Source organism: Colwellia sp. 20A7 (assembly GCF_009832865.1).
In the GTDB taxonomy this organism is placed as follows: domain Bacteria; phylum Pseudomonadota; class Gammaproteobacteria; order Enterobacterales; family Alteromonadaceae; genus Colwellia.
Map to the genome: position 1 here is coordinate 2,645,985 of NZ_CP047130.1, position 19,078 is coordinate 2,665,062.

Here is a 19,078-nt window from a genome sequence, read left to right on the forward strand (position 1 = left end):
ATTTATTCCCCTATAACTAACCCTATAACTCAAGCTGACTCAAGTAATAAAGAACATAGCAATGGACTGTACTCATTATTAGCCAGGCATGTGTCACTGGCTTGAGCCCTTATTATACAAAGAGCAGGGAGCCACATTAAAGGCTACGAGAAATCGTAGCCTTTTTTATTGCCTAAAATTTATTCCTTTATAACTCAAGCTGATTCAAACAATAAAGAACATAGCGATGAACTGTACTCATTATTAGCTAGGCATGTGTCACTGGTTCATTACACACCGCTAATGTTGACTCTAATGTTTCAATTTTCTCTAGTAAATCCAAAGCAAGAGCGATCCCTGCTTGATTAACACCAAGATCCCGTTGAAGCCTCATAGCCATTCGAGCACGTTTAAAACTATAAACCGAAAATATCCAGCTCGTCTGTTCTACTGGTGTTGCTTGGTAATTAATAGGGTCTAATACTCCAACTTCAACTAGTGCTATAACCCATTCTGTAGAACTTGAACACGCATAAGACAGTTCCTCAAGAGAAAATTCAGCCTCGTCATCGATAAGTACACCGTCTAATATTATTTCTTTCATTAGTTTATACTCCTAATAAGGTTCGAGGGTTAAAGTCTAATTCATCTTGCATTTTTTTATAGATCGCTTTAGCAGCCTCACTATCGGCCGGTGGTAAAACAATCTGAGTCACTACGTATAAATCACCCGCTGTTTTAGCAGGAATACCACGCGCTTTTAAACGTAGCTTCTGGCCGCTTTTTGTCGCAGGTACAATCTTTAAATCTACTGGACCTAATGGTGTAGGCACTTTAACCGTTGCACCCAACGCAGCTTCCCAAGGAGTAATGGGTAAATCGAGATATACATCATGCTCGACCACACGATAAATAGAATGAGTATTGAATGATAACTCTAGGTAAAGATCTCCTGCAGCCCCTCCCCCGTGACTTGGCGTACCTTGACCGGATAATCGAATACGTTGACCTTCTTTGACACCTTTGGGAATTTTAATTTTCAAGGTACGTTTTTTATTTACAACATGCCCTTGCTTATCCAATTCCGGTGACTGAAGTACAATACTCCTTGTTGCGCCAAGGTATGCGTCTTCAAGATCAATCACCACTTTAGCATGGTAATCTTCACCACGGGCCTTATAATCAGCTTGATGTTGATTGTTTGGTTTCTGTGAGCTATATCCTTTACCAAATAATGAATCAAAGAAATCACTAAAGCCTGCCTGACTTGCTCCGCTTGACCCACCATCTTTAAATTCAAATCCAGCATCCCAATCAGGTGGTGGATTAAAATCTTGTCCTGATTGCCAGTCGTTTCCAAGCTGGTCATAAGAAGCACGTTTATCGGGATCTTTTAGTACTGCGTATGCTTCACCAACCTCTTTAAAACGAACTTCTGCGTCAGCAGCTTTATTAACGTCAGGATGATATTTTCTCGCTAACTTTTTATAGGCACGCTTAATTTCATCCGACGTTGAATCTCGATTGATCCCCATTACTTTGTAATAATCTTTAAAATCCATAAATCACTCCAGTGCGGCCCGTTAACAAAATATATTTTATAAAACGATGAATAGCATAAACTTCATAAATCATTATGCGCTTACTGGCTATAGATAAAAGATCTTTTAATCACAATGACAATACAAATCAATAAAAAGTTATAAAGTTATAAAGTTATAAAGATATAAAGATATAAAGATATAAAGATATAAAGATATAAAGTTATAAAGTTATAAAGTTATAAAGTGAAATATCGTAGAACGAAAATTTCATACTAGCGCTTAATCCGTGATATTTTTGATATATGTGTACTCTATTAGAGTTAGAGTTGAAGAATAATACTCCATCATGTTACTCAAAAATAAAAAGGGGTTTATTGGCTTTTACTCTGATCCAATTTAGAGAATGCTGCACTGATTTTCGAGCAAGTAGATTTTTTTCAATCTTATTCTTACCAGGAAATGGCACTAAACTCAGACCGATTAATAATGTTATTATGCCTTGGCCAGGTAGCACTAACATCACGATACCAGACACAATCAAGACTATTCCAATCATGACTTTTACTATGCTAATTACGTAGGTTATGCTGCGACTCATTGACGTTAATTGTTTCTTTTTATTAGCGATATCATTCGGGATATCTTTACGGATAAAGTATTGTGAATCCATTTGTGTAATGATGTAAGTTATCGCCATAAAATATGCAATTGAAGCAGATGTGGTTGCTAAAAAAATTACAAAAATATAATCGAAATCAACGATTCCTATTAGATAGGTTGAGATAATATTGTAAAATTCTTTAAGCATCTTTGTTATCCGTTATTACTTAGTTTCACATTATTTGAGTTGGGTATTATGCAATTATTCGAAACATTGGTTCAATGGCTCACTACCCATTGGGTAACGATCATAGTTATCTTTCATATTAGCTTATCTCTTGTGACATCAGTACACGTACTTCTTTTTAAAGAAAATGAACGCACTTCATTGGCTTGGATTGGGCTAGTGATACTTTCACCCGTTGTTGGAAGCCTATTTTATTGGCTATTTGGCATAAATCGCATCAAACGTTTAGCCCAAAAAAAACACCCTAATACACTTAAAAAAAGCTTCAGCCAACAAGGTAAGCAAAAAAAGTTTACCAATATCCCTAAAAACTGGCATTCAATCATTACATCTGGTCACTCTATTCATTCTATCAATTATGTTGCAAATAACAGTATTGAACCGCTTATTAATGGAGATATGGCCTATCCTGCCATGATTAAATCGATTGAATCTGCGAAACATCATATTGTTTTATCAAGTTACATCTTCGATTATGATTCAATTGGCCGACAATTTATCCAAGCTGTAACCGTTGCACATAAAAGAGGTGTGATTGTAAATATTTTATTAGACGGTATAGGCATTGGCTATGGTTGGCATAAATCAGATCGTGCTTTAAAAAAACAAGGCATAAAAGCTATGCGTTTTTTGCCGGCAATTTCACTAACGGGCATTCGGTTCATTAATCTTAGAAACCATAGAAAGATACTTTGTGTTGATGGTGAAGAAGCTTATATTGGCGGGATGAATGTCAGTCAAAATAATATTGTTAAGTTGGCAGAAAACCCCATCGATGATGTTCACTTTAAAGTAACAGGCCCTGTAATTGATCAGATTAGTCAGGTATTTATCGAAGATTGGTTTTTTGCAACACAAGAAGTACTTCAATTTCCTCAGTATCGTGCTACCCCAGAAAAAAATAATGCTGATAGGCCTGTGGTTGCTCGCGTTATTCAAGATGGTCCAGACGAGCACCATAATAGAATACGTTGGACATTAATTAATGCCTTAGTTTGTGCACAAAAAAGTGTCAAAATTATTACACCATATTTTGTGCCTGACCATACATTAATGACTTCTCTTCACGCCGCGGCATTACGAGGGGTATTAATTGAGATTATTATTCCAGAGCACACAGATATATGGTTTTTAGACTGGGTAATGGAAGCTAATTTTTTAAGAATAATGGAGCATGGGATAAAAATATATAAAAACACAAGGCCTTTTGATCATAGTAAAATAGTTATTATTGATGATATATGGTCATTTATAGGCTCTTCCAACTGGGATGCTAGAAGCTTAGAGTTAAATTTTGAAATTAATCTTGAATGTTTTGATACGGCTCTCAATAGCGAGTTAAGTGATATTTTCACCTTAAAAAAACAAAACTCTCGACTGGTTGATAAAACTAACATTAGTAGTTTGTCGATCTACAGAAAAATTCGCAATAATTTGTTTCGCCTATTTTCATCCTATTTATAATCGCTATACTTAATACTACGTATTACTACTACCAAATACATTAAGGTTTTAAAGCCGATGTAGCATAGTAGGCTCCCTAAAGATTATGGGGAATGCTTAAAAGTAGAGCTGGGACCAAAATTGAAAATATTACTTTGAAATACAGTTAAATGTAAAAAGATAGACTGGTGGGATTGTTTTAAATATCTCATGTATAACAGATATTTAATCTTATTATAGGAAGCAATCCAACACTGTTACACTTTCTTTTGCTCGTCATTTCCCCTCTTGTATCATTCGTTTAATCCATTATTTTATACAATAAAAAAGTCTTATACTCGATAAGAATATAAGACTTTAATTTTAACAGTTAGCTGAGTTAATTTTTATTTTTCAGAAATTAGCTCTTTTTTATTTTCAAATGAAATAACCAACTTGTCTTTCTTAACACCTACCTTAGCAACACCGCCATTAGTTAACTCGCCAAAGAGTAACTCATTAGCCAACTCTTTTTTAAGCTTCTCTTGAATCAAGCGAGACATTGGACGAGCGCCCATTGTTTTATCGTAGCCATGTTCAGCTAACCATTTTTTAGCATCACGTGTTAATTCTAATGAAACACCTTTTTCATCAAGTTTCGCTTGTAGTTCAACAATAAACTTATCAACTACTTGCTGAATCACTTCATTATCAAGATGATTAAACCAAACGATATTATCAAGGCGGTTTCTAAATTCAGGCGAAAATACTTTATTAATCTCACTCATGGCATCTGAGCTATGATCTTGTTGTTTAAAGCCAATAGACTGACGAACAGTTTCTTGAACACCAGCATTGGTTGTAAGCACTAGTATAATATTTCTAAAATCAGCTTTACGTCCATTATTGTCAGTTAATGTCCCATGATCCATCACTTGTAATAAAATATTGTACACATCCTCATGCGCTTTCTCTATCTCATCAAGCAGGACAACAGCATGAGGATGCTTTATGACTGCATCAGTAAGTAAACCACCTTGCTCATATCCTACATAACCAGGAGGAGCACCAATCAAGCGACTAACCGCATGCTTTTCCATATATTCCGACATATCAAAGCGTAACAATTCAACACCTAAGATTTTAGCTAATTGTTTTGTTACTTCTGTTTTACCAACACCGGTTGGTCCGGCAAATAAGAAAGATCCTACTGGTTTTTCGTCATCACCTAATCCTGCACGTGAAAGACGAATTACCGATGATAACTCTTCTATTGCTTGATCTTGACCAAAAACAACTAATTTTAAGTTGCGATCTAGCATTTTAAGGCTATCTTTCTCAGTCGATGAAACTGATTTCTCCGGAATTCTAGCCATTGTCGCGACAACACTTTCAATATCGGTATTACTGATCGTTTTTTTACGTTTTGAAGGAGCAACAAGCTGCTGTTTAGCACCGGCTTCATCAATAACATCAATGGCTTTATCAGGTAAAAAACGCTCATTTATATATTTATCTGACAATTGTGCTGCTGCACGTAAAGCTGCATTGGTATAACGAATACCATGATGCAATTCATACTTTTCTTTCAAACCTTGTAATATTTTAGTGGTATCTTCAACACTTGGCTCAACAATATCTATTTTTTGAAAACGTCTTGCTAGTGCACGATCTTTTTCAAATACACTTTGGTATTCTTGATAAGTAGTCGAGCCCATACAACGAAGCTTACCCGCTGACAGTAATGGCTTGAGTAAGTTAGAAGCATCTAACATTCCGCCAGAAGCTGCACCAGCACCAATAATAGTATGAATTTCATCAATAAATAAAATGGCATTTTCATCAGTTTCCAGATCTTTTAACAACGCTTTAAAACGTTTTTCAAAATCACCACGATATTTTGTGCCTGCAAGTAAAGCGCCCATATCAAGAGAGTATATTGTTGCGTTACTTAAAAACTCAGGTACATCTTCGTTAACAATCATATTTGCTAAGCCTTCAGCTATTGCAGTTTTACCTACACCAGCCTCACCTACAAACAAAGGATTATTTTTGCGTCGACGACTTAATACTTGTAAGGTTCTTTCAAGCTCGCTGCTTCGGCCAATTAAAGGATCTATATTCCCTTTTAATGCTTCTTCATTGAGGTTAACAGAGAAATTTTCAATAGTACGTGGTTCTTCTTCAGTAACCTGTTCACCGTCTTCTAAAGGTGAATTACTCGAATCATTACCAATTTTAGCAATACCATGTGAAATATAATTAACAATATCTAAACGGCTAATATCTGCTTTCTTCAATATATAAGCGGCTTGAGACTCTTGCTCGCTAAAGATGGCTACTAAAACATTAGCACCATTTACTTCACTCTTACCTGAAGATTGGACGTGAAAAACAGCGCGTTGTAATACACGTTGAAATCCCAGAGTTGGTTGAGTTTCTCTTTCTTCTTCTTCAGCTGGAATTACCGGTGTAGTCTCTTGAATGAATTCAAGTAAATTAGCTTGTATCTTACTGAGATCTGCACCACAGGCCTTTAGCACTTCAATAGCTGAAGGATTATCTAATAGTGCTAATAATAAGTGTTCAACCGTCATAAATTCATGACGATACTCTTTTGCTTGACGAAAAGCTAAGTTAAGGGAAATTTCTAAATCTTTATTAAGCATAGGTACTCCAATTTAATTCCTTGCTAATTTCTCTTTTAAATAAAAAAGAGAACATTAAGCCTTTTCTAAAACGCACTTTAATGGATGATCATTATCCAGTGCATAACGTGCTACAAGATCTACTTTCGTTTCAGCTATATCAGCAGTATATGTGCCACAAAGCGCTTTTCCTTCATAATGAACGGTTAACATAATGTCGGTAGCTTCATCTGAATTTTTATGAAAAAACTTACACAGTACATCAATAACAAAATCCATTGGTGTATAATCATCATTAAGTAAAAAAACATGGTATTTCGGTGGTTTTTCTACTTCATCTTTTATTTCTTCTTCAATAAACTCATGGTTGTCAATTAACTCTTTCCAATTACTCATATCTTTATATTAGTCTCTGCTGATAACTTTTGCTGTAACTTATTTGTAAAAAAAAATGTTTTTTTTCTTTATTCACTTGACTAATCTTTTAATTTATCTACGATTCATTAAGTGGTTGTTTTTTAGCCACGTACTTAATTGTGTCTATGCTTCATTATATCTCTCTTTTTAAGGGGCTAAAATCAATTATAAAATTGATATATAGCAAGACATATAATACTAAAGGATATAGAGGAAGTAGAAGTATGGCTCACGGTACAGTTAAATGGTTTAATAACGCAAAAGGCTTTGGTTTTATTCGTCCTGATAGTGGTGGAGATGATATTTTCGCTCACTATTCAACTATTGAAATGGAGGGTTATCGCACACTTAAAGCTGGTCAAGATGTTAATTATGAACTAAATGATGGCCCTAAAGGACATCATGCTGCAAGTATAAAGCCCACTGACGAACAATTAGATTAATAAATAATTACCTATATCATTTTCTACAATATAAAATTTATTTATATTGTAGAAAATTTATAACAATAAAAAAGTTTTAATCTAACTCCTCTATTGCTATGCCAATTAAATATAAGCTATCGCATTCTTCATCAATACGGACAACTTTACCAAGTATATCAAGTGACTGTATTTGCTCAGAAGCAGAATTAAGCCTAACCTTTACATGAGTAGACATGGCAATAGGATGATCAATTTCAATAGCTACTCCTGTAGCGCTTAAGTCTCGACAAGTCGCTTTTATCTGACTATTGCTTTCATCATCAATTATGGTAACAACTACTTCAGTATTCAACATCATGCGATAGAAATTACGTTTATCATCAAAATTTATCATTTGTACCTCAATATAATCAAACTTAAAAACGACCATATCTAAATAATTTGGTCACATCCTCCTTTAACGTTTATGGCTAATTTACTTAGAGAATAACTATTTATACTGAGGTTGTGTCTTTGTGTCAAATGACAGTTATGTATAATCTAAGAAAAATCCTTTAAATGGTTAACTATTCTCTTTAAAGAAATAGGTTGTGCTGTACCTAAATTTTGGGAGAAAAGTGAAATTCTAAACTCTTCTATCATCCACTTAGTTAATAATATTTCTTGTGCTATTGGCTTATCTTTACGCTGCTGTGATAATACACTAGCGTATAAATCTGATGCCCTTTTTACTTCAATTAACTTTAATCTATCTTGGTTAGGGTCAATGGGTAACTTTTCTAATCGACGTAAAATACCTTTTAAATAACGTGTAATATCATCTAACTTTTCAAAACCTGAAGCGCTGACAAAACCTTTAAAAACTAAAGCTTCGCTTTGTTGTTTAATATCACTATGAGATTGAATTACATTAAGCGCTACATTACCTTTTAGCTTTCTAGCGATATCATGTCTTAAGCTTAATGTTTGCTCTACTTTAATTGCAGCCGTTAATACACAATCTGATATTTCAGCGCGTACATACTCACGAAGTAACTCAAAGCTTTTTTCATCTCGAGGTAAAATAGCCATTTTTTTAGTTAGCATGTACTCTTTAACTAAATAGACACACGCGCCTTGAATACAATCTTGCAATAAATCCGTAATGGAGCCAAAAGGATTAAAGTACAAACCTAGTTTAGCTTTATTAGGCATTTTTTCTTGTAAATATTTTAATGGTGATGGGATATTTAGAAGAATAAGTCGACTAATACCATTTAACATCGCTTGCTCGGCATGCTCTTCTTGCTCAAATAGTTCAATTGCAACACTACTTTTATGATCAACTAGCGCAGGAAAAGCCTTAATGGTCATATTTGCGACTTTTTTCTCATAACCTTGAGGTAATTTACCAAAATCCCATAAAGTCAATTTAGACTTCTCTATGCCCTTCTCTGCCACCTGCTTAATGGAAGCTTTTACTTTGCCTTGTAGTTGCGCTTTCAACTCATTAAGATCTCGCCCCTGCTTTAACAACTCCCCTTTTTCATTAACGACTTGAAAGTTCATTGTTAAATGTGCAGGTAACTCAACACCTTGCCAAACATCTTCAGGTAATCTAACACCGGTCATGCGCAGTAACTGTTTGGCCAGTGCATCCACTAAACTCTCTTGGTTTTTACTGGCATTAGCCATATTTTCTAAACACGCTTCTGCATAATTAGGCGCGGGAACAAAGTTACGTCGTAAAGCTTTGGGTAACGCCTTAATTAACGCCACAACCAAATCATAACGTAGAGCCGGAATAAGCCAATCGAATCCTTCATAATGACACTGATTCAGCAAGGCAACAGGAATAATAACACTGATGCCATCGTCAATATCCCCTGGACTAAAATGATAAGCTAACGGTAAAGTAAGATTATTTTGCTGCCATGTGTCGGGATATTCTTTTGCCGTCACATCATTTGATGATTTGTTAAGTAAGAAATCTTTAGTGAAATTAAGTAATTTTGCGTCTTGTTTTTTAGCTTTTTTCCACCAAGATAGAAAACTTCGTTGGCAAATAACAGTTTCTGGAACTTTACTTGAATAAAAATCAACAAGCTGTTGTTCGTCAATTAAAAAGTCTTTACGGCGAGCTTTTTGTTCAAGTACTTCAATACTTGCTATTAATGCTTGGTTTTCATCTAAAAATTTTTCTTTTATAAAACAATCACCATTAACCAATGCTTCACGGATAAATATTTCTCTACAAGTAATCGGCTCAATCGTATTAAAATTAATTTTTCTTTTTGTGACAATCGGTAAACCATAAAGGCTGACTTGTTCAAAGGCCATTACGGCCCCTTGCTTTTTCTCCCAATGAGGTTCGCTGTAACTGCGTTTTAATAAATGTTCAGCTAAAGGCTCTATCCAAGTAGGATCAATACGCGCATTCATTCGCGCAAATAAACGGCTGGTTTCAACCAATTCAGCTGACATTAACCACTTAGGTGGTTTCTTTGATAGCGATGAACCAGGAAAAACGAAGAACTTGCTTCCTCTCGCTCCTTTAAACTCTCTGTTTTCATCTTGTTGACCTAAATGGCTTAATAGACCAGACAACAAAGCTTGATGCACTGTCACTAAGCTACTAGGTAATGTTTGTTCTTTTTTATCTTGTTTTTTTTCTGCACCGGTGTCATTAATTGAAAACTGATAATCAACAGACGTTAATGATATTTTTTGCTCTTTTAACGTTAATTTAAGCTGGGTAAAAATATCTTGCCATTCACGTAGCCTTACATAAGACAAGTATTCGCGCTGACATAGTTTTCTAAAGTGATTTTGTGATAAATCATTTTTTTGCTCATTTACGTACTGCCATAAATTAAGCAAACTAACAAAGTCTGAATTTTTATCTTTAAAACGATTATGTTTTTCATCAGCCGCTTGCTGCTTTTCGTGTGGTCGTTCTCTTGGGTCTTGAATGCTTAGCGCACTCACAATAATAAGCACTTGCTCAATACAACCCAAATCAATTGCGGTTAACACCATTTTTGCAAGTCGAGGATCAATAGAGAATTTAGATAATAAACGTCCTGATTTAGTTAATTTTGTCCCTTCATTTTTTTGTGCTTTTGACTGTTTATTTTCATGAGCACCATTATCTATCGCAGCTAATTCTTCTAATAATTTAACACCATCGTTAATATTTCTATTATCAGGAGCTTCTACGAAAGGAAAGTCGCCGATCTCTCCCAAATCTAACGCTAACATTTGTAAAATAACGGTAGCTAAATTGGTACGCAATATTTCAGGATCGGTAAATTCAGGTCTACTTAAGTAATCTTCTTCGCTATACAGGCGTATACAAATACCTGATGATACACGCCCACAACGTCCTGAACGCTGATTAGCACTCGCTTGTGAAATAGGTTCTATAGGTAAACGTTGCACTTTAGTACGGTAACTATATCGTGATATACGGGCAGTACCCGGGTCAATCACATATTTAATACCAGGCACAGTTAAACTTGTTTCGGCAACGTTAGTCGCTAGTACAATATTACGACCTGAATGCGGTTTAAAAATAAGATTTTGTTCACTAACGGTTAAGCGTGAATAAAGGGGCAATATTTGTGTGTGTCGTAAATTCGCTTTGTTTAAGGCAGCAGCAGTATCTCGGATTTCTCGCTCACCATTTAAGAAAATTAATATATCGCCTAAGTTATCTGAAGCAAGTTGTGAAAACTCATCAACGGCATTTAAAATTCCACTAATAATATCGTTGCCATCATTCGTATTTTCATCTTGCTCGTTATCATCTGAGCCATTGTCATTTAATGGTCTATAACGCATTTCTACTGGATAAGTACGACCAGAGACCTCAATAATAGGTGCTGGTTTACCATTTTTATCGGCAAAATGATTAGCAAAGCGTTGCGGATCAATAGTCGCTGAAGTCACTATCACTTTTAAGTCAGGTCGCTTAATTAAAACTTGACGCAAATACCCTAAAATAAAATCAATATTTAAACTACGCTCATGCGCTTCATCAATAATAATAGTGTCATACTGGCGCAGTAAGCGATCTCTTTGCATTTCAGCTAACAAAATACCATCAGTCATTAATTTAATATAACTGTGTTGGCTCACTTGATCATTAAAGCGAACTTTATAACCCACCTGCTCACCAAGTTTAGTATTTAGTTCGTCGGCAATACGATTAGCAACAGTTCTAGCGGCTATACGTCTGGGCTGAGTATGACCAATTAAACCATCAATACCTCGTCCTAGTTCAAGGCAAATCTTAGGTATTTGTGTCGTTTTCCCTGAGCCTGTTTCACCTGCAATAATGACTACTTGGTTATCACGAATAGCACGAGATATTTGTTCTGCATTGTCGCTAATCGGCAGGCCTTCCGGATAAGTTATTTTTGGAAGGTTATTGATTTTTTGCTGTTTTTCTTTAATTGACTTTTCAATTGCTTGTACAGTCTTAGTAAACTGTTTAAGTTGCTGGTCAACTTTAGCTTTATCAGACTGAGACTCAAGTTGAGTCATTATTCTTTTGTGATTAATAATTTGTTGTTTCAAGCGGTGAAAATCAGATTTTTTCACTTGAGTTAACGCATCAAAAGAAGACTGTATATTCGGGGATTCACTTAGAGAAATGTTTGACGGCAAAATAGACTCAACTAATGTAACAAAAAAAAATGTAGAAAAGTCTATTTTATCAGTTATACCTAAACTACTTCAAGCTGGAGTTTCAGCCATTGTAATAAACTGCAGTCATATAAAAATGGATAACAAACCAAAACGATAGCTCACAATAATTATTGAGCTGCGTTTACTTTACCTGTTTTTAAATTTTCGCGTAAAATTTTATCAATAGAACGTAAAACATCATTACGGCAAATGGTCCCTAATAAGTTATTACTTTCATCAACAACAGGGTAAACTTTTGGCTTGTTTTGAACCATTAAACGCCCTAATTCAATTACACTGTCATAAGGCTTCATTGATAGGACATCTTTACGCATTAAGTCTGAAACATTAACGATATGCGCGTTGTGGTACATAGTTTCAAGCATTTTAGCAAGAACATCACTTTCAGATAAAAAGCCAATTAATTTACCATTATTATCAATAACAGGGCCACCTATTTGCTTTGTTTTCAAAAACCGTAATGATGCCTCTTCAACACCCATATCAGCAGTAAAAGTAACAGGATAGTGGTTCATATATTCTTCTATTTTTAACGACTCCATCATAACCCCTTATACATTAATCAAAAAAAGTTATACATTTATATTAGGATATATCCCTACTATTAATGTAGATAACTATTTTTAATAACACCAATTTTTCATAGATTTATCTTGGTTTTATTGTATAAAGTTTTATGATTTCAACTAAGAGCCGCTAAAAAATAGAAACAACGCTAATATGAAAATTTATTTTCTGTATATAACGTTGATGCTTTCAACCAAATCTCACCCACTTTTCCAGTACCTACCGCTACACCATCTAGCTTAGTGACCGGCGCAATTTCTTTTGATGAGCTAGTAATCCAAATTTCATCTGCAGCGCGCACTTCATCTAAAGTGACAATACGTTCTTGAACTGTCAATGTTCCATCTTTAGTCAATATATCAATGATTAAACGACGAGTAACACCCGGTAAAATTTGGTTATCTTGAATCGGCGTAGCAATAATTCCATCTTTTACGATGAAAATGTTTGATGCACTCGCTTCCGTTAATTCATTTTTGCTATTAAACAATAAAGTTTCTTGGCTGCCGGCATCAAAGCCTTCTTGAAAATGTAAAACATTCCCTAACAATGAAGTTGATTTTATATGGCAACGTTTCCAACGCAAATCTTCTGTACTTGTTAAGGCATATCCATTACCAACCGTATCCAAACAAGGCGTTTTAGGAACAGGAATTTCAAAAGCCATTGCAAATACAGTTGGAGATACGTTGGTAGGGAAAGCGTGAAAACGTTTAGTATCAGTACCACGGCTTACATGCAAATATAGCCCTAGAGGGCCACCACCATTGCTACTTGATAACTTGTCACATAAGGCTAACCACTGACTATCATCCCAATTTAACTCAATGCCAATAGCCTTTAAGCCATCATTCATTCTATCTATATGGGCTTGAAAGCCAACCATTTTGCCAAAGTACGATGGAATTACTTCATATATCCCATCACCAAATAAAAATCCACGATCTAAAGGGGAAATCTTGGCTTCTTCAATTGGCATATAATCGCCATTTAAAAATACTGTGCTCATTTTACTTTTCCTGATAATTTAAGTTTACTATTTAATTTTTCTTAACTGGCAGTTGGATAACCAATTAAGGATCTAATTCTTGCAATTAAGGCAATCCCTTCTGAAGCAGGAAGACTGTCTTCGGTTATTTCATTTCTGCGTGTTACACCATCAACACTGCCTAACTTTGAAATATATTTCAGAATCTGCTCTGGGCAGGTTTCATTCAATAAATCTTTTTTAGACCAAACACTTAAAAAGGCTAAAATACCATAAACGCCCCAATTTGATACATCACTTAATATCAATTCATCACACGTAGTCGCGGCAGGAACAATATCAAGTTTTGCTAATAGCTCTTTCACGTTCCCCATGCCTATTTCATTACCACCATCACCAATAGCAATCGTTGGACAATTTGCTTCTGTCATAAAGAAATCAAAAGACGCTGATTTAGCACTTATATCTTCACCACGCATATTATGGTAATTTCCATTTTCCGCAGCGCCAGGACATTCAATAGCTATAATAGCTTGAGGTTTATACTGTAAAAGTGCCGCTTTCGCTTCAGCTAAACCAGATTTTTTATCACCAACACTAATAACACAAACGTTATAATCATCTTTGAGTGCATTAGCCATTGGGTTACCACACACTAAAATAGGAGTGGCACCTAAAAGAGCCAACGCTTTATATAAAATTAAAGCCCCTACAGGGCCGTCTGTTTCAAACGTGTCCAAAACAGGAAATCCAGTACCTATAAGCACTGTACCTTCTATATTGCTCAAAGATTTAGCCGCACGTAAACAATAACCTGAAGTAACTTGTTGTTGTAAATCCTTCATACCGCGTAAATTTCGCTCAACAAGCATGCATTCAATTTGTTCACTAAGTGATGCTTCATTTTCTATATTCATGTTTCTTATACCAAGCTTGATCTAATTTTAATCACAAACATTGAGTTTTTTACGATTAAAATAACTTAAATTCAAATGAAAACAGTTATGTGCCTGTTCCATACTAATAGGCTCAAAGCGAACTTTATCGCCTTGTTTGAGTTGCCCTAACTTTGCAATATCAATGGATATAACAGCGCCAATTTTAGGATAGCCACCAATCGTTTGTCGGTCATTCAACAACACAATTGGCTGACCATCTGCTGGGATTTGAATAGCCCCCTGACAAATACCTTCAGATAAAATGCCTTCAATATCACCCGTAATTTTTTTACCGGTTAACCGATAACCCATTCGATCGAAACTTTTACTCACGCTATAGTCACTAGAGTAAAATAATCGTTGTTGAAAAGATGAAAAGTTTTTTTGTTGATAGCTTGGTATTGTGCGTAACACCACGTCATTAAAATATTTTGGCCTTAATAATTCAGGTAAAACCAAATTTGTTTTTCTCTGTTGGCTAGCACAAGGCAATATATTGTCTTTTTTAAGCTTTTCACCAACTAAACCACCAACACCTTCACGACATACCGTTGCAGTACTACCAAAACTTTCTTTGATAGTAAAACCACCAGCAACAGCCAAGTAACTTCGTATACCTTCGCTAGCAAACCCTAACTCAATAAGGTCGCCCGCTTTAATCGCGTAACTGCGCCATAAATCTTTGTTAGTATGATTAATTGACAGCGACATATTTGCACCAGTGACGGCAATAGTTGTATCAACTTGTGCAATAAGTGCTAAACCGCCAATACTAATTTCAATAGCCGTAGCATTTAATTCATTAGCACATAAGCGATTAGCCCATTGAAATGCCTGTAAATCTATTGGACCACCATTGGTTAATCCAATATTAAAAGACCCAAAACGCCCAGCATCTTGAATAAGGCTTAGCATGCCTGGCTCTTTCACTAAAAAACCTGTAGAAAAACTCATGATAGTTTGCCAAATCCTTCCGGTAATTCACCACCTAATGATAAAAACTCATTCTTATCAATTGACTTAAACCTTACTTTATCACCAACTTTAATTGGCATGATTGGAGTTGCCGTGACATCAAACATATCGACTGGGCATAAACCGACTATATTCCAGCCTCCTGGGGAGGTATTTGGATAAACAGCAGTTTGTTTATCAGCAATAGCAACAGCTCCTTTGGGCACTTTATTTCTTGGGGTACTTAAACGTGGTGAAGCAATTCTTTCATCAACTTCACCTAAATAAGCAAACCCAGGCGCAAAGCCGATAGCATACACGTGATAATCTTTAACTTGATGAATCTCGATTACTTGCTCAACACTTAATTTATTTCGTTGAGCAATAACGGTTAAATCAGGCCCTGATTCTTCAGAGTAATATACCGGTAGCTCAATAATAGAAGATTGCTCTACATCGCTATCAGTTGCTGAATTATCATCTAAACGTCGTAATAAAATTCTGAGTTTATTTCGCACCTGGTGATGATCGGTATGAAGTATATTAAATACCACTAACATCGATGCATAAGATGGAATTAAATCCACAATATCATCAGACAAGTCAACCTTCATTGCTTGACGAATCAATTGTTCAACGTGTTTTATTTTTGCCGACGTGTCATCGCTAACTTCATCAGAAAAATAAATAATTAACGCATTTTCACCTGCAATATTAATCGTTGGCATACTAAGCCCTTGTTCTTTTAACATTAACCAATGAGCTCCAGAATAGATTCAATCGCCTGTACGCCTTCAATATTGTCGCCATGAACACACAAGCTATCGGCATTTAGAGTTAAAATGTTGCCACTTACCGAGGTAACGCAACCTTGCTCTTTCAGTTGTTTCACTTGAGCAAGCATTTTTTCTTTATTATGAACAGCGCCAGGCTTAGTGCGAGCTAACAATTTACCGTCGTCGTCATAACAACGATCCGCAAAAGCTTCGCTCAATATATCAATATTATATTGTTTAGCCTCGGCTCTGTGTTCTTCAATTTTAGGTGTCGCTTGTAACATTAATTTTAAAGGACGATGATAACGACTTAATGCACATAAAATAGCATCTCTGACTTCTTTTTTTACCATCATGTCATTATATAAAGCACCGTGTGGCTTTACATATTCCAATTCAATTCCTATTGACTTAGCAACACCATCAATAGCTGCCACTTGATACATGACCAACGCTATCAATTCCTCAGTTGAGCAATTAATTGAACGTCGTCCAAAACCGACCAAGTCAGGGTATCCTGGATGTGCACCAACACTAACGTTGTTCTCTTTTGCTAATGCTAGTGTCTTTTGCATCACTAAAGGGTCACCCGCGTGAAAACCACAAGCAATATTAGCTTGATCGATATGCGGCATAACTTTCTCGTCAAGCCCCATGGTCCAGCTACCAAAACTTTCGCCTAAGTCACAATTCAATTTCATTATTTTTCCTTATTTCGCTAGTAATTTTAGCAAAACTTATAACACTGCTAATGTTGAATTGGCAATATCGGTTACTAACATTTTACCTGGACTATGGGTTATACAAAACGGAGGCTTAGTTTGTTCTAACACAAGCTGTGGTGTTACACCACAAGCCCAAAATACCGGCACTTCGTTTTCTTTAATAGTGACACTATCGCCATAATCAGGTTTATTAATATCATTAATACCAATAAGCTCAGGTTGACCAAAATGTATAGGTGCACCATGAACCGATGGAAAACGACTACATATTTGAATCGCTCTAATTGCATCTTTAGCTAACATTGGTCGCATACTTACCACTGTTTCACCGCTAAATCTTCCTGCAGTTTTGCAAGGTATATTAGTACGATACATAGGAACATTTTTATTTTCGCTGATATTGCGAATTTCAAGCCCATCAGCAATAAGTGCATCTTCAAAAGAAAAAGAACAACCCAAAACAAAAGTAACTAAATCATCGCGCCAAAGTTCTTTAATGTCAGTGAATTCTTGCTTAAATGTGCCATCAACAAATAAACGATAACCTGGGACATCAGAGCGAATATCAATATCTTTGCCCAAATCAGGTAAAAGATAATCTCCTGCATTTTCTGACATGCCAATTAATGGACAAGGCTTAGGGTTAAATTGACAAAATTGTAAAAAGTCATTCGCCCAATCTTTTGGCAAAATAACAATATTTCCTTGAACACAACCTTGAGCAAAGCCTGATGTGTTTTCTTTGAATTTATCATGACGAATTAATTGACGTAATTCATAAGCACTAAGCTGTGCTGAAGCGGGATCGTTAATATTTATAGACATGGATAATCACTTTATCTGACGAAAAATAAGAAGAATATTTTATAGGTTAATATTATTACTAATAAATAGGAGAAATACTACGATAATCATGTCGACTTCAGATATATTTTTAAACATGATGAATTGCTAAAATAGCATCATTTACAGTGAATAGACATATTTGTGACATTTTACATATTCAACGCTATACTGACCTTCTAATAATAGAATATTCCTTAAGATATTTAATATGTTAAAACTATTTATCCCACTGATTAGCTTGAGTTGTTTTTTCGCTATGTCGTATTCCTATGCACAATCATTTGAAACCCTATTAGATAGGTGTTTAATTAAAACGATTAAAAAAACAGACAAAAATAAAACGCTTCAACAAATTGAAGACTTTTGCGAAAAAAAAATAGTGAAAGAACAGCTAGGCAGTGAAGAGCTTGGCGCTATTTCTGAACGAATGATTAAAGAAAAAAAATCAGCGTTTGATCCCTATGTTATTACGCCACATAAAATGAACTATATTTTACCCGTAACTATCACAGATGGTATCAATAAAGAAGCCTACGCTGGTTATTCAAACTGGGAAGACGAACTGCGAGATGTTGAAACCAAGTTTCAACTAAGCATTAAAGTACCGTTAACCACCGGCAGTTTTTTAAATAGTGGAGATCAGCTTTTTTTTGGTTTTACTTTAGAGTCTTGGTGGCAATTATATACTCATAAAATTTCACGACCTTTTAGAGAAACTAACTACCAGCCAGAAATATTTTATTTTACACCTACCAGCTGGCACCCTTTTAAGACCAACACAGCCATGATGATCGGTTTTGAACATCAGTCAAATGGTCGTTCTATGCTGCTTTCAAGGAGCTGGAACAGAGTTTATGCCAACTTCCTTTTTGAAAAAAACAATCTCGCGGTATCATTTCGTACCTGGTATCGAATCCCCGAAGGTAGCCAAGCGACTACTATTGATAAGATTGGTGATGATAATCCTGATATCAATGAATATATGGGATATTTTGAATTAAGCACTGTGTATAAGTGGAACAATAAATATGAAGCATCGATGAAATTACGAGAAAGTTTCGCTCATCACCATGGAGCCATAGAACTTGGTATCACTTTTCCTTTATGGGGAAAATTAAAAGGTTATGCTCAATACTTCAATGGTTATGGAGAAAGCTTAATTGATTATAATCATAGACAACAACGCTTAGGTATTGGCTTTGCTTTAACAGACATCTTATAGAATTTACCGTTTAAATATACATCACCTTTTTTGTCAACAATATAAAATCAAGTCAAAGAGATGTTGGATAATAAAAGATTTAGCTAAT

17 protein-coding genes are annotated in these 19,078 nt (G+C 35.4%); 3 read left to right on the forward strand and 14 right to left on the reverse strand.

The window, feature by feature from the left end:
* Positions 1-247: 247 nt before the first annotated feature.
* From GQS55_RS11520 to GQS55_RS11530, 3 genes are all read right to left on the reverse strand, one after another.
* Positions 248-583, reverse strand: a complete 336-nt coding sequence (locus GQS55_RS11520) for a chaperone modulator CbpM (RefSeq protein ID WP_159820657.1) — start codon at positions 581-583, stop codon at positions 248-250.
* 4 nt (positions 584-587) lie between these two features.
* On the reverse strand, positions 588-1,541 hold the full coding sequence (locus tag GQS55_RS11525) for a DnaJ C-terminal domain-containing protein (protein ID WP_159820658.1): 954 nt from the start codon (positions 1,539-1,541) through the stop codon (positions 588-590).
* A gap of 331 nt (positions 1,542-1,872) precedes the next feature.
* Positions 1,873-2,331: a hypothetical protein gene (locus GQS55_RS11530; protein WP_159820659.1), complete on the reverse strand. Its 459-nt coding sequence runs from the start codon at positions 2,329-2,331 to the stop codon at positions 1,873-1,875.
* Between the two features lie 48 nt (positions 2,332-2,379).
* On the opposite strand from GQS55_RS11530, the gene GQS55_RS11535 reads away from it, so the two are divergent.
* On the forward strand, positions 2,380-3,834 hold the full coding sequence (locus tag GQS55_RS11535) for a phospholipase D-like domain-containing protein (protein ID WP_159820660.1): 1,455 nt from the start codon (positions 2,380-2,382) through the stop codon (positions 3,832-3,834).
* A gap of 365 nt (positions 3,835-4,199) precedes the next feature.
* Here GQS55_RS11535 and clpA read toward each other — a convergent pair whose 3' ends face one another.
* Positions 4,200-6,461 (reverse strand): ATP-dependent Clp protease ATP-binding subunit ClpA, encoded by a 2,262-nt coding sequence (clpA, locus tag GQS55_RS11540; RefSeq protein ID WP_159820661.1) that lies wholly within the window; start codon positions 6,459-6,461, stop codon positions 4,200-4,202.
* Between the two features lie 54 nt (positions 6,462-6,515).
* Positions 6,516-6,836 (reverse strand): ATP-dependent Clp protease adapter ClpS, encoded by a 321-nt coding sequence (gene clpS / locus GQS55_RS11545; protein ID WP_159820662.1) that lies wholly within the window; start codon positions 6,834-6,836, stop codon positions 6,516-6,518.
* A 245-nt stretch (positions 6,837-7,081) separates the two neighbouring features.
* Here clpS and cspD point away from each other — a divergent pair, with 245 nt between their 5' ends.
* Positions 7,082-7,300 carry a cold shock domain-containing protein CspD gene (gene cspD, locus GQS55_RS11550; protein WP_159820663.1) on the forward strand — a complete coding sequence of 73 codons (219 nt, stop codon included), beginning with the start codon at positions 7,082-7,084 and terminating at the stop codon, positions 7,298-7,300.
* Positions 7,301-7,376: 76 nt separating this feature from the next.
* On the opposite strand, the gene GQS55_RS11555 is transcribed toward cspD, so the two are convergent.
* The 9 genes from GQS55_RS11555 to GQS55_RS11595 all read right to left on the reverse strand — a co-directional run bounded on the left by GQS55_RS11555 (position 7,377) and on the right by GQS55_RS11595 (position 17,747).
* Positions 7,377-7,676 carry a PilZ domain-containing protein gene (locus GQS55_RS11555; RefSeq protein WP_159820664.1) on the reverse strand — a complete coding sequence of 100 codons (300 nt, stop codon included), beginning with the start codon at positions 7,674-7,676 and terminating at the stop codon, positions 7,377-7,379.
* A gap of 146 nt (positions 7,677-7,822) precedes the next feature.
* Positions 7,823-11,932 carry an ATP-dependent RNA helicase HrpA gene (gene hrpA / locus GQS55_RS11560; RefSeq protein WP_236559624.1) on the reverse strand — a complete coding sequence of 1,370 codons (4,110 nt, stop codon included), beginning with the start codon at positions 11,930-11,932 and terminating at the stop codon, positions 7,823-7,825.
* Positions 11,933-12,081: 149 nt separating this feature from the next.
* Positions 12,082-12,516, reverse strand: a complete 435-nt coding sequence (locus GQS55_RS11565; protein WP_159820665.1) for a CBS domain-containing protein — start codon at positions 12,514-12,516, stop codon at positions 12,082-12,084.
* A gap of 173 nt (positions 12,517-12,689) precedes the next feature.
* Positions 12,690-13,550, reverse strand: coding sequence for an aminotransferase class IV (locus GQS55_RS11570; RefSeq protein ID WP_159820666.1), 861 nt, complete (start codon positions 13,548-13,550; stop codon positions 12,690-12,692).
* A gap of 41 nt (positions 13,551-13,591) precedes the next feature.
* Positions 13,592-14,446 (reverse strand): DUF4392 domain-containing protein, encoded by an 855-nt coding sequence (locus GQS55_RS11575; RefSeq protein ID WP_159820667.1) that lies wholly within the window; start codon positions 14,444-14,446, stop codon positions 13,592-13,594.
* Positions 14,447-14,473: 27 nt separating this feature from the next.
* Positions 14,474-15,421 (reverse strand): biotin-dependent carboxyltransferase family protein, encoded by a 948-nt coding sequence (locus GQS55_RS11580; protein WP_159820668.1) that lies wholly within the window; start codon positions 15,419-15,421, stop codon positions 14,474-14,476.
* Positions 15,418-16,173 (reverse strand): 5-oxoprolinase subunit PxpB, encoded by a 756-nt coding sequence (gene pxpB / locus GQS55_RS11585; RefSeq protein ID WP_236559625.1) that lies wholly within the window; start codon positions 16,171-16,173, stop codon positions 15,418-15,420. Before pxpB ends, GQS55_RS11580 begins: the two co-directional genes overlap by 4 nt.
* Positions 16,173-16,898, reverse strand: coding sequence for a 5-oxoprolinase subunit PxpA (locus GQS55_RS11590; RefSeq protein ID WP_159820669.1), 726 nt, complete (start codon positions 16,896-16,898; stop codon positions 16,173-16,175). Before GQS55_RS11590 ends, pxpB begins: the two co-directional genes overlap by 1 nt.
* A gap of 36 nt (positions 16,899-16,934) precedes the next feature.
* Positions 16,935-17,747, reverse strand: coding sequence for a putative hydro-lyase (locus GQS55_RS11595; RefSeq protein WP_159820670.1), 813 nt, complete (start codon positions 17,745-17,747; stop codon positions 16,935-16,937).
* 229 nt (positions 17,748-17,976) lie between these two features.
* Between GQS55_RS11595 and GQS55_RS11600 the strand changes: the two genes are divergently transcribed.
* Positions 17,977-18,990 carry a phospholipase A gene (locus GQS55_RS11600; protein ID WP_159820671.1) on the forward strand — a complete coding sequence of 338 codons (1,014 nt, stop codon included), beginning with the start codon at positions 17,977-17,979 and terminating at the stop codon, positions 18,988-18,990.
* Positions 18,991-19,078 lie beyond the last annotated feature (88 nt).